General features: G+C 46.1%; 22 protein-coding genes. 9 read left to right on the plus strand and 13 right to left on the minus strand.

The genetic code is table 11. The features are described 5' to 3' along the window. Positions 1-3 precede the first annotated feature (3 nt). Both M2137_RS06460 and M2137_RS06465 read right to left on the minus strand, forming a co-directional pair. Positions 4-999, minus strand: coding sequence for a FecR family protein (locus tag M2137_RS06460; protein ID WP_280765641.1), 996 nt, complete (start codon positions 997-999; stop codon positions 4-6). A 68-nt stretch (positions 1,000-1,067) separates the two neighbouring features. After that, positions 1,068-1,634, minus strand: a complete 567-nt coding sequence (locus M2137_RS06465) for an RNA polymerase sigma-70 factor (protein WP_280765642.1) — start codon at positions 1,632-1,634, stop codon at positions 1,068-1,070. A 383-nt stretch (positions 1,635-2,017) separates the two neighbouring features. On the opposite strand from M2137_RS06465, the gene truA reads away from it, so the two are divergent. The 5 genes from truA (at position 2,018) to M2137_RS06490 (ending at position 5,887) form a co-directional block, all read left to right on the plus strand. Beyond that, positions 2,018-2,773, plus strand: coding sequence for a tRNA pseudouridine(38-40) synthase TruA (gene truA, locus M2137_RS06470; protein ID WP_280765688.1), 756 nt, complete (start codon positions 2,018-2,020; stop codon positions 2,771-2,773). 60 nt (positions 2,774-2,833) lie between these two features. Continuing rightward, positions 2,834-3,730 (plus strand): DMT family transporter, encoded by an 897-nt coding sequence (locus tag M2137_RS06475; protein ID WP_280765643.1) that lies wholly within the window; start codon positions 2,834-2,836, stop codon positions 3,728-3,730. A gap of 42 nt (positions 3,731-3,772) precedes the next feature. After that, a complete protein-coding gene (locus M2137_RS06480) occupies positions 3,773-4,408 on the plus strand; it encodes a DUF3256 family protein (protein ID WP_280765644.1) in 636 nt (211 codons plus the stop codon). A 61-nt stretch (positions 4,409-4,469) separates the two neighbouring features. After that, entirely contained in the window at positions 4,470-5,117 is a 648-nt protein-coding gene (locus M2137_RS06485) for a viroplasmin family protein (RefSeq protein WP_280765645.1), read from the plus strand. Then, positions 5,114-5,887 carry a DUF5672 family protein gene (locus M2137_RS06490; RefSeq protein WP_280765646.1) on the plus strand — a complete coding sequence of 258 codons (774 nt, stop codon included), beginning with the start codon at positions 5,114-5,116 and terminating at the stop codon, positions 5,885-5,887. Before M2137_RS06485 ends, M2137_RS06490 begins: the two co-directional genes overlap by 4 nt. Before the next feature lie 17 nt (positions 5,888-5,904). Here M2137_RS06490 and M2137_RS06495 read toward each other — a convergent pair whose 3' ends face one another. The 5 genes from M2137_RS06495 to murF all read right to left on the minus strand — a co-directional run bounded on the left by M2137_RS06495 (position 5,905) and on the right by murF (position 10,785). Further along, a complete protein-coding gene (locus tag M2137_RS06495; RefSeq protein ID WP_280765647.1) occupies positions 5,905-6,654 on the minus strand; it encodes a lipopolysaccharide kinase InaA family protein in 750 nt (249 codons plus the stop codon). Then, the gene (locus M2137_RS06500) at positions 6,632-7,693 is read right to left on the minus strand and encodes a galactofuranosyltransferase (RefSeq protein WP_280765648.1); all 1,062 of its coding nucleotides are present in this window, start codon (positions 7,691-7,693) and stop codon (positions 6,632-6,634) included. Before M2137_RS06500 ends, M2137_RS06495 begins: the two co-directional genes overlap by 23 nt. 14 nt (positions 7,694-7,707) lie before the next feature. Continuing rightward, entirely contained in the window at positions 7,708-8,736 is a 1,029-nt protein-coding gene (locus M2137_RS06505; protein WP_280765649.1) for a glycosyltransferase family 9 protein, read from the minus strand. Further along, positions 8,729-9,340, minus strand: coding sequence for a DUF4254 domain-containing protein (locus M2137_RS06510; RefSeq protein WP_280765650.1), 612 nt, complete (start codon positions 9,338-9,340; stop codon positions 8,729-8,731). Before M2137_RS06510 ends, M2137_RS06505 begins: the two co-directional genes overlap by 8 nt. A gap of 158 nt (positions 9,341-9,498) precedes the next feature. After that, the gene (murF, locus tag M2137_RS06515) at positions 9,499-10,785 is read right to left on the minus strand and encodes a UDP-N-acetylmuramoyl-tripeptide--D-alanyl-D-alanine ligase (RefSeq protein ID WP_280765651.1); all 1,287 of its coding nucleotides are present in this window, start codon (positions 10,783-10,785) and stop codon (positions 9,499-9,501) included. 359 nt (positions 10,786-11,144) lie between these two features. Between murF and folP the strand changes: the two genes are divergently transcribed. The 4 genes from folP to M2137_RS06535 all read left to right on the plus strand — a co-directional run bounded on the left by folP (position 11,145) and on the right by M2137_RS06535 (position 15,172). Further along, complete coding sequence (gene folP, locus M2137_RS06520; RefSeq protein WP_280765652.1) at positions 11,145-11,987, plus strand: dihydropteroate synthase; 843 nt, start codon at positions 11,145-11,147, stop codon at positions 11,985-11,987. A gap of 25 nt (positions 11,988-12,012) precedes the next feature. Then, a complete protein-coding gene (cdaA, locus tag M2137_RS06525) occupies positions 12,013-12,798 on the plus strand; it encodes a diadenylate cyclase CdaA (RefSeq protein WP_280765653.1) in 786 nt (261 codons plus the stop codon). 130 nt (positions 12,799-12,928) lie between these two features. Next, positions 12,929-13,942 carry a phosphate acetyltransferase gene (gene pta, locus M2137_RS06530; RefSeq protein ID WP_280765654.1) on the plus strand — a complete coding sequence of 338 codons (1,014 nt, stop codon included), beginning with the start codon at positions 12,929-12,931 and terminating at the stop codon, positions 13,940-13,942. A 27-nt stretch (positions 13,943-13,969) separates the two neighbouring features. Then, positions 13,970-15,172, plus strand: a complete 1,203-nt coding sequence (locus M2137_RS06535) for an acetate kinase (RefSeq protein WP_280765655.1) — start codon at positions 13,970-13,972, stop codon at positions 15,170-15,172. Between the two features lie 74 nt (positions 15,173-15,246). On the opposite strand, the gene M2137_RS06540 is transcribed toward M2137_RS06535, so the two are convergent. The 6 genes from M2137_RS06540 to M2137_RS06565 form a co-directional block, all read right to left on the minus strand. Next, a complete protein-coding gene (locus M2137_RS06540; RefSeq protein WP_280765656.1) occupies positions 15,247-16,017 on the minus strand; it encodes a UDP-2,3-diacylglucosamine diphosphatase in 771 nt (256 codons plus the stop codon). A gap of 10 nt (positions 16,018-16,027) precedes the next feature. Then, positions 16,028-16,345 carry an SUF system Fe-S cluster assembly protein gene (locus M2137_RS06545; protein ID WP_280765657.1) on the minus strand — a complete coding sequence of 106 codons (318 nt, stop codon included), beginning with the start codon at positions 16,343-16,345 and terminating at the stop codon, positions 16,028-16,030. Between the two features lie 37 nt (positions 16,346-16,382). Next, positions 16,383-17,081, minus strand: a complete 699-nt coding sequence (gene radC / locus M2137_RS06550) for a DNA repair protein RadC (protein ID WP_280765658.1) — start codon at positions 17,079-17,081, stop codon at positions 16,383-16,385. A 44-nt stretch (positions 17,082-17,125) separates the two neighbouring features. Continuing rightward, the gene (gene efp / locus M2137_RS06555) at positions 17,126-17,692 is read right to left on the minus strand and encodes an elongation factor P (RefSeq protein WP_280752144.1); all 567 of its coding nucleotides are present in this window, start codon (positions 17,690-17,692) and stop codon (positions 17,126-17,128) included. Between the two features lie 226 nt (positions 17,693-17,918). After that, on the minus strand, positions 17,919-18,422 hold the full coding sequence (locus M2137_RS06560) for a hypothetical protein (RefSeq protein WP_280765659.1): 504 nt from the start codon (positions 18,420-18,422) through the stop codon (positions 17,919-17,921). A 48-nt stretch (positions 18,423-18,470) separates the two neighbouring features. Continuing rightward, positions 18,471-18,872, minus strand: coding sequence for a hypothetical protein (locus M2137_RS06565; protein ID WP_280765660.1), 402 nt, complete (start codon positions 18,870-18,872; stop codon positions 18,471-18,473). Positions 18,873-18,910: the final 38 nt, after the last annotated feature.

An 18,910-nucleotide genomic window follows, 5' to 3' on the forward strand; every position in this document is an offset into this window, starting at 1 on the left:
TCACTACTCGTTTTTCGGATGCAGATGTAATACCTTCCCTCTCCATTCAAAGGTTATCGGCGAGGTCAAAGCCATATAAGAGAGTAGCTCGTCGAGCGACTCCCGACGGACAGTGAACGACATATGCGTGTTATGCATCAACTCGGGAGAAGCGACAATCTCGATATCGAACCATTTTTCCAGGTTGACGACCACATCTTCGAGGTTAGTGCTGTCGAATATGAGTTTAGAATGGATCCAATTAGTGTAGTGATCTGTGTTGACTTGCTGCACTTGAGTTTGTTGCAACTGCTTGTTGTAGGTTAATAATTCTCCGGGATGTAGTATCCGGTTTGTTGAAAAGTAATCTCCGCTGACCTGTATGCTCCCATTGACCAAAACGGCTTCTACCCTATTTTTGACGGGATAGTTATGGACTAAGAAACGGGTACCCGTTGCCTCGATATTGATTCCTCCCGTTTCCACAAAAAAAGGATTCCTTTTGTCTGCCTTGACTTCAAACAGGGCTTCTCCCTCCAGGTAGACGCTTCGTTTCCCTCCGGTAAAGATTTCAGGATATTTCAATACACTATTGGCATTAAGCCATACGGTTGAACCGTCAGGTAAAGTATAAACTCCTTTTCCGTCTACACCGGTCAACAGGTGATTGTAAACGATTGTCGGCCGTTCATTCCGGTCACCCAGTTGGTATCCACCATATCCGACAGCCAATAAAAGGAGGATAGAAGCGGCTATATACAGGAAGGAAAAACGGGAGAAGGGAATACGTTTTGGGATTTCTTTTTGTTTAGATGTCTGTTTTTTCAGACGTTTCCAGGCTTTTTCCAACTCTGCATCTTCAATCCGGATAGCGTTTGCATGCAGCCAGAGGTCGTATATTTCCCGGAATTGTATTTTGTTTTCCTCTTTTTCTTCCAACCACTGAAGAAGATGTTCTTTTTCTTCTTCTGAAGCAGAGCTATTCAGGTAGTTGCAGATGATATCTTTTATCTTATACATGATTACTTCTATGTTTCTTTAAGTAAAACAAGTGATAACGTAAAATACCCTACCTCCGAGAGGCATTTTTATAAAAAAAGTGGGAGCAATAAAAGAAGTTCGGCATCTTTCAGTAAGATGCGCAGGGTTGAGAGGGCTTTTGTGATATGTTTTTCAACCGTTTTTACGGATATTCCCAGACGTTTGGCAATCTCCTGGTTTTTCAATTCTTCGTTCCATCTGAGGAGAAACACCGTTCGGCACTGTTCCGGCAACGTATTGATCGCCTGTGTTACCTCTTTCTGTAATTCTTTATAAATCAAGGAGTCTTCCTGGTTGGATGTGTGAGATTGCCAATAGATTTGCTGGATGCGGCCTTCGGTCGTTTGTTCAAATGGTTCCTGCTCTGTATAATTCTTGCTATTCAGATAGTTGAGCGTCTTTGTATAAATGGCGCGGAAAAGATAATATTTAATAGCCTCTTCCATCACCAGTTCATCTCTTTTCCTCCACAATTCATAATAGACATCCTGCACCAGGTCTTCTGCCACATTTTTGTCTCCGGACAAACGATAAGCGTATGCACGGAGGATTTTGTAGTGCTTTCTAAACAGCTGCTCTACAGTATGGATCGGGTTAACATCGTTACTACTCATGGGGGAGTCAGATCTGTTTCACAAAAATAACAAAATAATTGAATGATTCATTTATGTGCTGTTTCCGGAGAGGTAAAAAATGATCTGACAGACGACATCTCATACATCTTCTAAAAGATCGCCGGGTTTCAAAACGTTTGACAATTGTCAACGCTTTAATTGACAATTGTCAATCAATTAAACGATAATTATCAACGAATTGATTGATAATTGTCAATCAGTTGGAAATTCAGCGGGAATCTCCTGCCATTTGCCACCCGATTGGTCACTTTGACAGTGAAGTATTTTCTTTTCTACAAATAAACATTAAATAACCGACGGGGCGTAAACCTGATAGTTTTCGTACCTTTGCAGTCGTTTCAGCATAAAACGCGTTATAAATGATGAATCGCTACTTTATATATCTGGGGTATAACGGAAAGAATTACTGCGGTTGGCAGCGGCAACCCAACGGCACGACCGTACAGGAATCGCTGGAGGAGGCGCTGGCCACCTACCTGCGCAAGCCGGTTTCGGTCACGGGAGCCGGGCGAACCGACACAGGCGTGCATGCCCGTCGGATGGTGGCTCATTTTGATTGGGAAGAGTCGTTCGACGACCTCGCTTCACTGGCCGATAAGCTAAACCGTCTGTTGCCCAAGGACATCGGGGTGTACCGCATCGTGCCTGTTACGCCCGAAGCACATGCCCGTTTCGACGCAACCTCCCGCACCTACCGCTATTATGTCACCTTCGAAAAGGATCCGTTTCGTTTCGACTGGCTTTGCCGGATCTATGGCACACTCGATTTTGAGGCGATGAACAAAGCCTGCGAATGGCTTTATACCTATACCGACTTCACCAGTTTCAGCAAATTGCATACCGACGTAAAGACAAATAATTGTCGCATCACTCATGCCGGTTGGGAACAAACCGATGGCCTTTGGGTCTTCACCATCACCGCCGACCGCTTCCTGCGCAATATGGTGCGTGCGATTGTGGGTACCCTGTTTGAAGTGGGACGAGGCAAACTCACCCTGGATGGTTTCCGCGGGGTGATCGAAGCGAAAGACCGCGGAGCAGCCGGCACCTCTGCACCCGGACACGCCCTTTTCCTGGAAGATATCACCTACCCCAAAGAAATAATGGAAAATGGATAATTGATAATTGATAGATTCTTCGATTCATCATTCATCATTCATCATTCATCATTAAAAAAAATGTGGCTCGCTTTAGCTTTCCTTTCCGCTTTCCTGTTGGGTTGTTACGACGTTAACAAGAAGGCATCGCTGACGGATAACGCGGTTATTCCGGTCTTGTTTCTGAACATACTTATAAGCAATCTGATCTTGCTTCCGTTCATTCTTTTCTCCTATACAACCAACTGGTTGGACGGAACCATGTTCTACCTGCCGCGCGTATCCTTAGAAACACATCTGGCGGTATTCCTGAAAGCGGTGATCGTGTTGTCGTCCTGGTTGTTCGGCTACTTCGGCATCAAGCATCTGCCGCTCACCATTACCGGCCCAATCAAGGCAACCCAACCGGTACTGACCCTGATATGCGCCATGCTGATCTTCCAGGAACGGCTCAATATGTATCAATGGATAGGCGTATTGTTGGCCATCGCCTCTTTCTACCTACTCTCCACAACCGGAAAGAAAGAGGGAATCCGTTTTGCCCATAATAAATGGATCTTCTTCACCGTCATGTCGGTCATTACCGGATCGATAAGCGGATTGTACGACAAACACCTGATGAAGACCTTGGATGTGATGACCGTACAGGTTTGGTTCAATGTGTATCAATGCCTGATGATGATCTTTATAATGCTTTTCCTCTGGTATCCGCGCCGGAAAAAAAGTACCCCCTTCCGGTGGACATGGCATATCCCTTTGGTTTCGATCTTCCTCTTATTGGCCGACTGGATCTATTTCTACGCATTGAGTTTCCCTGATTCGATGATCTCTATCGTCTCCATGATCCGCCGCAGCAACGTATTAGTCACCTTTATCGCCGGTGCCCTCTTCTTCCATGAGAAGAATCTCAAGAGCAAAGCCATCGATCTCTTTTTAGTCTTATTAGGAATGATATTCATTTATTTGGGAACCCGATAAAGGTTATTTATTACCTTTGTATCAGAATTCATAACTACGAGTATGCGATTATATATTGTTTCCCTTCTGTTTTTTCTTTCTTTTATGGGAGTGAATGCCCAGAATATGGCTACGCTCTTCACCGATATGCCCGATTCTTATATCCCACAATTAGAAAGTGCCTGGCGGAAAGACCTGGTAAATCTCTATCAAACAGAGAAAGAGGCACGTGTACAAAACCTGATGGGAGGGTTTACGGTATTGAAAGCGTTGACTTCCGACTATATGTTATTACAGGTTTCGGAGCGTAGCACGGTGGAGATTAAGCTGTTTCCGTTGGTCAATAATACACCCATTATCTGTTTGGTTACGACAGTTTACGGGCCTGCTCCCGACAGTCGGATAGATTTTTACTCGCCCGACTGGAGTCCATTGGATACCAAAGAGCTGTTTACTCCGGCGCCAACCACTTGGTTCCTGAAAGAAAAGATATCGGAAGCAGATCGTTTTGCCTATAACGAAGCCTTGTCGTTATTGGATATCGAACTTATCCACTATCAGTTGAGTCCGGATTCGCTTACACTGACGGCGACCTATGCCACCCCACTCTACCTGAGCCGGGAGGAAAGGGAAAAGGTATTGCCTTTTGTCAAAGAAGAACCGAAGGTGTACACCTGGAAAAAGTTCCACCTGCAGTAAACTCCGGCAGACATGCCTACTAATATGATCAATCCATAATTTCATTACTCTATACCGGAAAATGTCAAAATCGAAGTTCTATGTTGTTTGGAATGGAGTAACCCCAGGGATATATGATAACTGGACCGATACGAAATTGCAAATAGAAGGGTTTGCCGGAGCAAAATATAAGTCATTCCCCACCCGGGAAGAGGCGGATGAGGCCTATCAGAATGGCTATTTCGATTACCTGAAACAAAACGCTTCTCCCCAGGCAGTCAAGAAGATCCGCCAAGGTTCGGAGCCCGACCTACACAATAAAGATATCATATGGAACAGCCTGTCGGTCGATGCCGCCTGCAGCGGTAACCCGGGAGATATGGAATACCGCGGCGTCTATACGGCAACAGGACAGGAGATCTTCCACGTCGGCCCGATGAAAAAGGGGACAAACAATGTAGGAGAATTCCTGGCATTGGTGCATGGTCTGGCGCTTCTGCAGCAGAAAAACAGCGACCTGCCCATCTATACCGATAGTGTGAATGCCATGAAATGGGTAAAGAATAAGAAAGCAAAAACCCTGTTGGAGCGGCTTCCGGAGAATGTACAACTGTTTAATCTGATCGAACGTGCCGAACATTGGCTCAAGACCCACACCTATAAAACTCAAATTCTAAAATGGAACACAGCGGAATGGGGAGAGATCCCGGCAGACTTCGGGAGGAAATGAACTCAACACCTCTGGTCAACATACTTATCCCTATCTACAAGCTTCCGTTATCCGAGTATGATCGGATATCATTCAATCAGGCATACAAGGTATTGGGGGATTATTCCCTGACGGTAATCAAACCATCTTCCTTAGATCTGAAAACGATAACCGATGAATATCCACGCGTAGAAACAGTCTCTTTCCCTGATCATTATTTTTCCGGCATCGCGGGATATAACCAGTTGATGATGTCTTCCGAATTCTACGGGCGTTTTTTGGATTCGGACTATATACTAATCTATCAATTAGATGCCTATATATTCCGGGATGAACTACTACAATGGTGCGAAAAAGGATATGATTATATTGGTGCTCCCTGGTTAAAGAAAAGAATATATCAATACCCACCTCTCTCCTGGTGGGTTGATTTCCAATATAAAAAGGAAAAACGAAGTGGCAATCCTTCCAAATATGGTTTGCATAACAAGATTGGCAATGGTGGTTTCTCCTTGCGTAAGGTAAAAAGCCATTACGAGGCTACCCTGCGTTATCGTGAAGTGATTGAAGATTTCTTATCACATCGGATGCATCTTTACAATGAAGATGTGTTTTGGGCTACCCAAGTATCGGAATTCACATACCCTGATGTATCTGAGGCTTTACTTTTTTCTTTTGACAAATACCCCTGGTATAGTTATAAACTAACGAAAAGACAATTGCCATTCGGTTGCCATGGCTGGTATAAACGTAAAATGAAGAAATTCTGGAAACCAATCATTGGCTTTTAATAAGTACCGATAGCAGGTTATTCAAATTCAAACGGTATATCATGCTTCAACGCAAACTGCTTCCAAAAGAGTTTTCGCTGCTTTAGTACCCACTGCACACACTCCTCTTCATTGGCTCCGCGTCCTTTGGCATATTCCTTTGCCAACAGAACAAAAACATCCTCTTTGCCCCATAATCGGGCGAAATTACTACATCCTTTCTGAACGGAGACCGGAGAACCAAACTCCATCCGGTTGATATCGACTAAGCAAAAGCGATAGCCGTCGTCCTGCTTTTCATACAAAACATTACCCGGAGAAAAGTCTTTATGAAAGATACCGCTCTCATGCAAATAGACGGCAAATTGGGCTAAATCCTTTATAAAGGGCTGGATTTCTACGGCCGGTCTTTGCAATATATCATACATGGCTTGGTAAGTATCCAGTTGCTTACTGATAAAATAGCTGTAATAAAGGACTCCCCGCCGGTAGATAGTGATCGTGGCAATAGGTTCCGGTGTATACACCCCCTTCTCATGTAATATAAAACCATATTGATAGGAGCGCTTTGCCTTGGAGGGGCGAATAAAGGTATAGGCAATCCGGTTAATCAGGTGAGGAACCTGGAAGCGCTTTACATTGATCAGTTCGCCATCGACCTCAAACACCTTGATTTCATTACGTGCCTTATAGATCGTTTCTCCTTCCTTTTCAAAGCGTTCACGCACGGAATGGACAAACGGACTAAGATACTGATACTTGGGATTAATTACTATTTCTGTTCTCATCTTCGCTTAACAATTTATGTTCAATAGCCGCATAAGCAGTTAGGAAGAAGTGCCCTTCGGCAACCAATTGGCTTATTCGTTGGATATTCTCTTTCATTTGTTTGTAGTCCTCCCGGGTTACGGAGCGAATTACTGACTCCAGTTCCTCCAGGCTGTCGATGCCGATGCCAATATGTTCCTTTTCTATCAAAGGATAGATGGCCAGCTTTTTCCAAACAATCATGGGTACATGGCAACGGATATAGAGGGAAGGTTTATGTGGTGTCGTGATTTGCATATATTCACCAAACACCCCGTCGACCTCCTGGTAGGAATGTCCGTACCAGATCAGGGCAAAGTCACCCTCGGCCGTAGCGATCAATTCGTCCGGACGAACGAAACCTTTCTTTATATATCGGTCGGAAGATCTCACCATCTCTTGGTCAAAATCACTACCATAGAGCACAAACCGCACCGGAACCTCCTCCATCGCCTTGTCGTATGCATACAGAAAGCTATGTTTTCGTGGGCTTAATGAACCGGCATGCATCACTTTGTCAAACCGATCGGGCAAAGGCTTCTCCATGGGTTGGGCATCCGACAGATAATCCCATAAGCCCGTCACCTCGATCGGCTGGGTATAACCGTGTGCGATCAGCCAGTTCTTCTCGGTTTCATTCAGGGCAAGAATCCCATTCGTACGGGAAAGCCGACGTTTCTCCTGCGCGATGGTCAGCTTTTTCCGTCGGAAACAGCCCAAATCGTGGATCAGGGTGACGGTTTTCGCTCCCTTCCATTGGGCAAAGCGGCAGACAAGCGAATAATATTTCTTGAGAGGATATTGCAACACCAAGACATCCCCCCGACGAAGAGAGAAAAAAGATTTCATCACACTGCAAAAAGTATAGATAAATCCCCATACTTCGTTCGAAGAATAAGAAATAGGCAAACCAACATTCACAAAACCATGCGTTTGCATGATCTTCTCTATATCTGTCTTCGCCTTATTCCCGGCACTATTAATCTCTTTGTAGTTTTTAGACAGGTAACACCTTCTCATCTTTTATCTTTATCTTACTCCAATGCTTTATATACCTTTTCAACGATCATTTCCGGTAACAATTGCGTCATGCAGGCCCAGTCTCCGCGGTAACAATTCTTTTGTCCGTAAACGGAGCAGGGGCGACAAGGCAAATCGACCTGAATCGCATACTCGGGATGCTGCCTGTAACCATAGAATCCGGCATAGGGATGCGTGGCTCCCCAGATAGAAACGACCTCCGTTCCCACCAGCGAAGCAAAATGCATATTAGCCGAATCCATACAGAGCAACAGGTCTAACTGGCTGATCAATGCCAACTCGCTATCCAGCGAATACCTTCCCACCACACTTTTCACCCGTGGGTACTGATAGGCCCATTCTCCCAGAACGGCCTCTTCATAGCCCCTTCCTCCAAACAGAAAAAGGGTGATATCTTCTCGTTCGGACAAGGATTGCACCACCTTCTCCATCGATTCGATCGGATAGATCTTCCCCCGGTGCTTGGCAAAAGGGGCAATGCCGATCCAAAAGCCTTTCTTTTCTCCGGCAAAATCCGTTATCCGGTTATGGTCAATATCTTTTTCTTCGTATAATGTCGTGAAAGTATCGCGGAAGGAAAAGCCGGCTTTAAGAAATGCTTCCGCATAGTCTTCAAGGACCGGCCGCAGAGGTACCAATTCTTTGTTTTCGCGGCGCGTCAGTTTCCTACGGCTTCTGCTATTGCGGTTGTAAACAATCACCGGCACCCCTCTCAGTCTAAAAAAGGATCGTATCACCTGCGAACGGAACACATTGTGCAGGTCGATCACCATATCGTAGTTATATTTAACCAATGCCGAGGTGAACCGAATCAGGCCTGAAATACTCTTTTCCGATGCTTTGGTGTTGATGCCCAATACTTGCACATTGGCCGGCTTATTGATGAAGACAGGCAGGAGGAATGTTTGCGTCAGAATCGTAAAGGTATCCTCCGGATAGGCCTTCGCCACCGAATAGACTACCGGAATGGTCATCGCCACATCACCAATAGAAGAGAGTCGTATGATCAGTATTTTAGCCATTCTTTTTTCCGTATAACACCGGATTCAAAGCAGGATCATTATACATTTTCATCTGTTTGTACATCTTCATCTGTTTCCGTCCGTTTTCAATATCGTCGATCAACTGATTGAGCGCCAGCGAGAGATCTTCCCGTTGTTCCAACAACACGTTCAACTTTCGCTGACAAAGTGCCTTGTGTTCTTCCGATGCGTCCGGACGAATCGCCTCCTGTTGCATATGATATATCTTCAATACCAGGATAGAAAGGCGGTCGACAGCCCAGGCCGGTGTTTCCGTATTGAGGGTTGCACCGGGAAGAGGAGCCACCTCTTTATAGGTCTCCATCAGGAAACTATCGATCCATTCCACCAGATCCGTACGATCCTGGTTGGATTTGTCTATTCTACGTTTGATCTTTAAAGCTTCATCCGGATGAATGGAGGGATTACGAATGATATCCTCCAGATGCCATTGCACAGCATCGATCCAATTCTTCTGATAAAGAAAAAACTCAATGGTCTGCTCCGGATAAGGGTTTGTTACCATTGTATCCACATCGTCTGTTATGTGGTATGTCTCCGTTGCCTGTTCAAATATACGAAGACACTTTTCACTCCATTTCATATCGTTATTGTTTTTAGTAAGAGAAGTATGCAAAGACGCACCCTATCTTATGCAAAGATAATGAAAGTTGAATGCAGAGCCAAACTTGTTTGCATAACATATACAAACAAAGGCTTCGGCATAATCACCCGGCTGAATAAAAGCAAAGACAGAGGAGATCACAACACCTCTTCCACCCTCTCCAATGCCATACCGCGAGAGCCTTTGATAAGGATGGTATAACCTTGCAGGGGATGCTCGCGAAGCTCGGTTATAAGGGCTTCGGTGGTCTCGTAATGTTTGTATTTTTCACCGCCCATGCGCGCGAAATGTTCGCCACAAAGGTAGATCCTGTCGAATCCACCCCACGCGAGCTGCTCCACGATCTCGGCATGGAGGCTGTCGCTCTCGGCTCCCAACTCGAACATATCACCCAGGATCACTGCTTTCGGCGTGGCCGACATACCGGCAAAGTTATCGAGAGCCGCTTTCATACTGGTAGGATTCGCATTGTAGGTGTCGACCAATAGGGTGTTATGAGCTGTTTTCTTCAGTTGCGAACGTTTGTTGGAAGGCGCATAGCCTTCGATGGCACGATTGATGCGTGCGGAAGGGATTTTGAAATAACGACCGATCGTAACGGCTGCCAGCACATTGTCAATATTGTAGTCGCCAATCAGTTGTGTTTCCACCACATTGTTCTTTCCCTGTTGTTTCCATTGGAAAACCAGATAGGGATCGCTCCCGATAATCTGCCCCGAAGCAAAAGAGCTGTCGCCATAGCCATAGGTGATCTGCTCGATCCCTTGAGCGATAGCACGCAAGGGTTTGTCTTCTTTTTTGACAAAAACAATTCCTTTCGTCCGGCGTATATAATCATAGAGTTCGCCTTTTGTTTTCAATACATTCTCGAACGATTCGAACCCCTCCAGGTGGGCGCGTCCCACATTGGTGATAAGTCCGTATTCCGGTTGTGCAATCTCCACCAATTCTTTGATATCGCCGGGATGGCTGGCGCCCATTTCGATCACCGCCATTTCGTGTTCGTGGTTCAGGCGCAACAGTGTCAGCGGAACCCCAATCTGGTTATTCAGGTTTCCTTCCGTATAAAGCAGATTGAATTTCATGGAAAGCACAGCGGCAATAAGCTCTTTGGTGGTCGTCTTTCCATTCGTTCCGGTGATGGCAAGGATAGGCACCCCTACCACTTTGCGATGACGCTGGGCTAAGAGTTGCAAGGAGGTTAAGACATCATCGACTAAAATGGTCCGTTCGTTCTGATAGTAGTCAGGGTTATCAATGACGGCGTAATTACTTCCTTCGGCTAACGCTTTCGCGGCAAACTGATTGCCGTCGAACCGATCTCCTTTTAAAGCAAAAAAGATGGAGCCGCGGGGACAGTGACGGCTATCCGTAGTTACGATCGGGTTGTGGATAAATAGTTCATAGAGTTCCGGTATTGACATAATTAAAATCCTCCGTATAATACTTTCATGTTATTTTCTGACAAATGTAACAAAACTTCATTCGATATGCTCCATTCTTCCAAAAGAAAGTTCTTTTTATTGATTATATGCCTCATTCGGTCAGTGAGAATTGAGGATCCTGCTTCAAGACGATTTGACATTTTGTCAAAACCGCGAGAGTTTTTTTCCAAAAAGGCAGGACTTTGGAGACAAACTCCCGGGAGTTAGTATTTGTTAACATTTGAAATGTAAGCAAAACCAGCTCGTTTTGGCCAAAACTGACCTTTTTTGCTTACACTTCGATTTTTAAGTTTTGTGTAGTTATTAGAAAATCGTACTTTTGTGCAAAACGAAAAGAGATGATTGATAAGACGCTCAATCTGAATGGCAAATTGGTTCCACTGACTACTCCGTTGGTCATGGGTATTCTTAATGTGACGCCCGACTCTTTTTATGCCGACAGCCGGAAACAAACGGAAAAATCAATCGAAGAACGCATCCAGACCATCTATCGGGAAGGAGGCGAGATCATCGACCTGGGAGGCTATTCTTCCCGCCCCGACGCCGTAGAGGTGACCGCCAAAGAGGAGATGCAACGCCTGAGGTTTGCCCTCGACATTATCAACAAACACTATCCGGAAGCCATCGTGTCGGTCGACACTTTCCGCGCGGATATCGTCCGGGAGTGTGTGGAAAAACATGGCGTGGCGATCATCAACGATATCTCCGGCGGGCAAATAGACAAAGCGATGTTCCAGACGGTGGCCGAACTGAACGTACCGTATATCCTGATGCACATGCGGGGAACACCTCAAACCATGCAGCAGTTCACCACCTACCGGGATATGATGGAAGAAATTATGCTTTATTTCTCTGAAAAAGTCAATCAACTGCGCCTGCTGGGCGTCAACGATATTATCCTGGATCCCGGCTTTGGTTTTAGCAAAACGACTGAGCAGAATTACGAGCTGATGGCTCATCTCGACGAATTTGCCTCGTTCGACCTGCCTCTTTTGGTTGGGATCTCCCGCAAAAGCATGATCTACCGCTTCTTCGGAGGAACGCCCGCGGAGAGCCTCAACGGCACATCCATACTCAACACCTACGCCCTGTTGCACGGCGCCAACATTCTCCGTGTACACGACGTAAAAGAAGCGGTCGAAGCGGTTAAGATAATTGGGAAATTGAAAATTGAAAGTTGATAATTCATAATTCATAATTGACACCATGTGGATAGACTTCGGCATAAAAGACCTTATTGATGTATTGATGGTAGCCTTCTTCCTCTACCAGATCTATAAACTGATGAAGAATTCCGGTTCCCTGGCGCTGTTCAGTGGCATCGTTTCTTTCTTGGTGATATGGATCCTGATCTCCCAGGTGTTGGAAATGAAGCTGATGGGGTCTATCTTAGATAAGTTTATCAGTGTCGGCTTCTTAGTTTTAGTCATTTTGTTTCAGGACGAGATACGGCGCTTCCTCTTAGCCGTTGGTTCGCATAAAGGTTGGAAATTCATCAGCAATCTCTTTTCACGCAAAGGCGATGGCGAGGAAAATAAGGTGAAATATGTTGCGCCGGTGGTATTGGCCTGCATGAATATGGCGCGCAAAAAGACCGGTGCCCTGATTGTTATCCAGCAAGACGTCGATCTTTCGGTCTATATTCATACCGGAGAGATGTTCAACGCAGATGTAAACGCGCGACTGATAGAAAATATTTTCTTCAAGAACAGCCCATTGCACGATGGTGCTATGATTATTGCCGACAACCGGATCAAAGCGGCCGGTTGCATCCTGCCGGTAGCCCAAAACGCCACACTGCCCAAGGATATGGGACTTCGTCACCGTTCCGCATTCGGCATGTCGCTCGAAACGGATGCCTTTATTGTGATTGTTTCCGAAGAGAGAGGGAAAATATCGGTCGCCCAAAATGGAAAAATAGCTGTAAATGTCTCCGCGGAAGACCTTCAACAAATTCTTTCCGGCGAAAAAGAGGTGATTAACTTTAGTTAAAACTTCTGAAATTGCCAACTTGTATTGATAATTTATCGCTCATTTTGCAAACTCAATATAGCAGAATGAGTACCTTTGTCGACAAATCAGGCTTACATGTATTAATAAATATAAAAAAATCTCATTTGTCATGGATTTAATGCAAGACATTATCGAACGCGCTAAAGCTAACAAACAACGCATCGTGCTTCCGGAAGGAACGGAAGAAAGAACCCTTATCGCAGCAGACCAATTGCTGCGCGACGGAGTAGCTCACATTATTTTATTGGGTAACCCGAAAGAGATCACCGCCCTGGCGTCTCAGTACAAATTGGAAAACATTGATAAAGCAACGATTGTTAACCCGCTTGACCATGCCAAAAAAGAGGACTACATCAACCTTTTGGTTGAACTTCGCCAGAAAAAGGGTATGACTCCCGAGAAGGCAGCCGTGTTGGTGGAAGATCCTCTGTATCTGGCCTGCTTGATGATCAAAGCAGGTGATGCCGACGGTGAAATCGCTGGCGCCCAGAACACCACCGGAGATGTGTTGCGCCCCGCGCTTCAGATTATCAAAACAGCACCGGGTATCAGCGTTGTTTCCGGCGCCTTCCTGATGTTCGTTCAGGACAAGAGCTACGGAAAAGACGGCGTATTGGTATTTGCCGACTGCGCTGTGATGCCGAATCCGAATGCGAAAGAGCTGGCGGAGATTGCTGTCGCTACGGCACGCACCGCACGTGACATCGTAGGTGTTGACCCACGCGTTGCTATGTTGAGCTTCTCAACCAAAGGAAGTGCATCGCACGAGATGGTCGACAAGGTGGTAGAAGCGACTCGCCTGGCGCAGGAGATGGCACCTGAATTTAAGATCGATGGCGATTTGCAAGCAGACGCCGCCCTGATCGCTTCTGTCGGATCGAAGAAAGCGCCGGGAAGCGAAATAGCCGGCCAGGCCAATGTGCTTGTATTCCCCTCACTCGAGGTGGGCAACATTGCCTATAAACTGGTTCAGCGCCTGGGCAATGCCGAAGCGGTAGGCCCGATCCTGCAAGGCATGGGAGCGCCGGTGAACGACCTGTCGCGCGGATGTTCCGTAGATGATATTTACAAAATGGTAGCGATTGCCAGCAACCAGGCGATAGGACTTAAATCAGCCCAATAACAACGGATCTAAAACAATCAAAATAAGATGAAGATATTAGTATTAAATTGCGGAAGTTCTTCCGTGAAGTACAAACTGTACGACATGGAAAGCCATGATGTCATGGCACAGGGAGGTGTTGAAAAATTAGGTTTACCGGGATCATTCCTGAAGTTCACCCAGCCAAACGGCGAGAAGGTCGTACTGGAAAAGGAACTGCCGGAGCACACGATTGCCATCGAGTTTATCCTGAGCATTCTCACCGATGAGAAATATGGCTGCATCAAATCGTATGAAGAGATTGACGCCGTTGGCCACCGTGTGGTTCATGGCGCGGAAGAATTCAGCAGCAGCGTACGGATCACGCCGGAGGTAATCGGCAAAATGGTGGAATGTATCGACCTGGCTCCACTACATAACCCCCCCAACCTGAAAGGGATCCGCGCTATGGAAACCCTGTTGCCGGGCGTACCCCAGGTAGGTGTGTTCGATACAGCCTTCCATCAGACGATGCCCGACTACGCCTATATGTACGGACTTCCCTACTCCTATTATAAGAAATACGGCATACGCCGTTACGGTTTCCACGGGACGAGTCATCGCTACGTGTCGAAACGGGCTTGTGAAGTGTTGGGAGTGCCTTACGAAGAACAACGCATCATCACGGCTCACATCGGTAACGGCGGTTCTATCGCCGCCGTAAAGAACGGCAAGAGCATCGATACCTCTATGGGACTTACGCCGGTAGAAGGGCTGTTGATGGGTACCCGTTGCGGTGATATCGACGCCGGTGCGCTGTCGTTCCTGATGGGCAAAGAGAACTTAGACGCGAATGGTCTGTCGGATCTGATCAACAAACGCAGTGGTGTTTGGGGATTGTCGGGTATTTCTTCCGATATGCGCGAGATAGAAGCAGCCGTAGCCGAAGGAGATCGCCGTGCTACCTTGGCATTGAACGTCTACAACTACCGCATCAAGAAATACGTAGGGGCATACGCAGCTGCCATGGGTGGTTGTGACATCCTGGTATTCACCGGCGGTGTGGGCGAGAACCAATGGGCGACACGCGAATATGTATGCCGTGATATGGAATACATGGGCTTGAAATTTGATGTAGAGAAAAACGATGGAATGCGTGGGGAAGAGATGGTAATCAGCACGCCGGATAGTAAGGTTACGGTGATTGTCGTACCTACAGACGAAGAATATACGATTGCTTCCGATACGTTGGAAATCCTGAAAAATAACTAATCCTTCTTCACAGCTTACAACAAAACATTAGGATTAGTGTTTAAACTGCTCTGGCATCAGCCGGAGCAGTTTTTTTATGCCTCTTCTTCGAACTGCTTCAGGGCGAGTGTCTCGCCATCCCACTCCACGTATGAGAAAAGATGCATCCAATCGCCAACCACCAATACGCGGGAGGTGCGGCTAAGCATCAGGTCGAGCATGATATGACGATGCCCAAAAAGGAAGAAATTAATTTCAGGATGGGTTTTCAGGTATTCTTTGGCAAAAGCAACCAGGTATTCCGCTTCTTCGCCGGCATAGGCTTCACTGTTCTTTTCTTTGAGACCCTTTTTGCGGCTGTTCAGCGACCAGCCTAAGGCAAAGCCAAATGTCCAGCGGGGATGAACGCTTCCATACAACCATTGAGCGAAGCGGTTACGGAAAAGCGAACGAATAAAACGGAAAGAACGGCTGCGATAATCTACCTCATCACCATGGGCCAGAAAGAAATATTTGCCCAATAGCTCGACAGTAACCGGTTCCCGGTGGATAATAGCGCCTATCTCCTTCGGCAGGTAGTCGAACATCCAGATATCATGGTTGCCAATAAAGATATGTATTTCTATGCCGCTGTCGGAGAGTTCCGCCAGCTTCCCGAGGAAACGGGTAAAGCCTTTGGGTACAACATATTTGTATTCGTACCAGTAATCAAACATATCGCCCAATAACCAAACGGCGGAAGCATCCGCTTTGATACTATCCAACCAACGCACCAGCTTCTTTTCAACAGCCAATGGGTCTTTGTGGAACCGGGCGCCCAGGTGGGCATCGGCCGCGAAATAGATCTTCTTACACACACCTTCCATGACGATCCGTTTAGAGGAAACCCAGTTCCAGTTTGGCCTCTTCCGTCATCATATCCTTATCCCAGGGCGGTTCGAAAACCAAATTGACATCGACGCTCTTTACGCCTTCTACCGATTCGACCCGCATACGCACATCTTCCACAATAAAATCGGCCACCGGACAGCCGGGCGCCGTCAGGGTCATATCGATCGTCACATGCTTGTCGTCGTCTATATCTATCTTATATATCAATCCCAAATCGTATACATTCACCGGTATCTCCGGGTCGTATACCGTCTTCAGCATCGATACGATCTTTTCTTCTGTTTGGAGGAATTCGTTATCCATAACCTTATCGTTTTATATGCAAAGATATAATTTATTATCACAATCGCCCCTCATCGGCATAGCTGTAATAGCCGTTGTCGGCTATAATGATATGATCCAACAGGGAGATACCTATCAGCCCGGCGGACTTCTTTAGGCGTTCGGTCAACAGATCATCATGGGGGCTTGCCACCCTGCTTCCGGAGGGGTGGTTGTGGTAAAGAACAATACCGGAAGCCAGGCCAATGATGGCTTCTTTCAGGATCAGACGCAGATCGGCCACCGTTTCTGTTGTACCGCCCTGACTCACCTTTACCTTTCCGATCACCTTTCCCGCGCGGTTAGTCAACGCTACCCATAATTCTTCATGGGGCAGATCGCAAAGCACGGGGTGCATCAGTCGATAAGCATCCTGACTGCATTGGATAATAGGCCGTTGGGGCACATCCGATGCCCCGCGGCGCTTACCCAATTCCAGGGCAGCAATAATGGCCACCCCTTTGGCTTCTCCTATTCCTTTGAATGTAGCAACAAGCTCTTTTACCGTCAGCTTCCCCAGGCTATTCAGATTATGATCTACATAAAGCAGTATCCGTTTAGCCAGATCCACCGCCGACTCTTCCGCATGCCCCGAACCGATCAGAATGGCCAGCAGCTCCGCGTCCGTGAGCATGGCAGCGCCTTTGGTAAGCATTTTCTCCCGCGGGCGGTCTTCTTCCGCCCATTTCTTGATAGAAATAGACTGGTTGGTTTTCATAGTAGGTGTTGGTTTGATTTGTGTAATACGAGATCTCTCGTCGATTACTCTTTCGAGCGGCCTACATACGAGCCGTCACGGGTATCGATTTCAATCTTTTCGCCTTCGTTGATGAAAAGAGGAACCCGCACTTCCGCACCGGTCTCAACCGTAGCCGGTTTCAAGGTGTTGGTTGCTGTATCTCCCTTCACACCGGGCTCTGTATAGGTCACTTCCAAAACCACGTGAGCGGGCAGTTCGCAGGTCAGGATTGTCTCGCTGGCAGCATGCACCATCGCTTCTACCATGTCGCCCTCTTTCAGGAACTGAACACCGGTAATGCTTTCGCCCGGAATAGAGATCTGCTCGAATGTTTCGGGATGCATAAAGTTATGCCCCATTTCATCTTTGTAAAGGAATTGGTATGGACGGCGTTCGATACGTACCTCTTCAACCTTCACGCCCGAGTTCCAGGTTTTATCCAATACACGCCCTGTAGTTACGTTTTTCAGTTTCGTACGCACAAAAGCCGGTCCTTTTCCTGGTTTTACATGAAGAAATTCAACGATAAAGAAATAGTTTCCATCAATATCGAGACACATTCCGTTTCTAAAATCAGCTGTCGTTGCCATATAAGTCTATTATATTTTAATTAATAATTTTTCGATAGGCTGCAAAGGTAGTGTATTCCTGCTAAATACGCAAGAAAGGGATCACTGCAGAATGTGGTGGATCTGAAATATAAAGGAGAAGATACTATCTAAAATGACAAAAGGGGAACCGACATCACGTCGCCACCCCTCCCTTAACTTAAACGCCAAAACTAAATCTAAACAAAAAACACAAATAATGATATCTTTACTTATTGTTATTCTTATTTTGCTCTCTCCTGTGGCCTTCACCTCTCGGACCACCTTCCTGCATAATTTGCCGGGCAAACTTCAATTCGGCTTCCCGGTATTTATAGAGTTTTTCCGGAGAAAGTATCTTTTTAAACTTTTCATAATACTCTTTTTCCAGCTGAGCCTCTTTTATTGCTACCTCTGTGCAAATATCAATCACCTTGGAATACTCTTCCGCTGTTGGACTCTTTTTTGTCTCTATACCTCTGGAATGCATCCGGCACTCATGCCCTACTTCAAATTTTTTCCACCGCAATTCATCACATAAAGGAATAAACGCAGCTGCTTCTTCCGGGGTTAATCCCATTTCAGCAGTTATGAACGCATTTCGCTTAGCCTCAAAGGCTTCCCGCATAGCATTCCGATTGTCTCTGCCCCCTTGATTGTTTTGCTGTGCACAAAGGTCAAAAGAGAACAACACAGAAATTGCGACAAATGTAACAATAAATATCTTATTCATACAAATAATATTACAAAAATATGTAAAAAACCCTGTTTCGTTGTCACTTTATTCAGAAAACTGCATTTCTTCTGCCAATATATAGCTGGCATATGTATTTTCTATATAATCCCAATACTCTTCCTCTTCATCATAGTATTCTTCTTCCGGATAGAAGGAGTCCATGATAGTCGTATGCACCAATAAGGAGTCGGTCGCATGGCCATCACCCGTATCCGTCACATTCACTAAAGTGCGGAAAAACAGAAGCAAACCCAAAAACGCAGCCGCCATATACAACCAGGGACGAACACGCGCCATCATTGTCACCTGTCTGGGCTCTTCAATCTGTTCCGGCTGTTCGGGAAGCTGGCTCATGATCTGACTCGTCAGGTTTTCCAGGTAACCTTCAGGCACAGAAAACGGATTCATTTCCTTGAATTGATCCAGTTTATTATCTTTCTTTTCCATAAGAAGCTATCTTTTCTGCATGTATGACAATCCGTACA

This window comes from Parabacteroides sp. PFB2-10, assembly GCF_029893085.1.
Classification (GTDB): domain Bacteria; phylum Bacteroidota; class Bacteroidia; order Bacteroidales; family Tannerellaceae; genus QVMG01.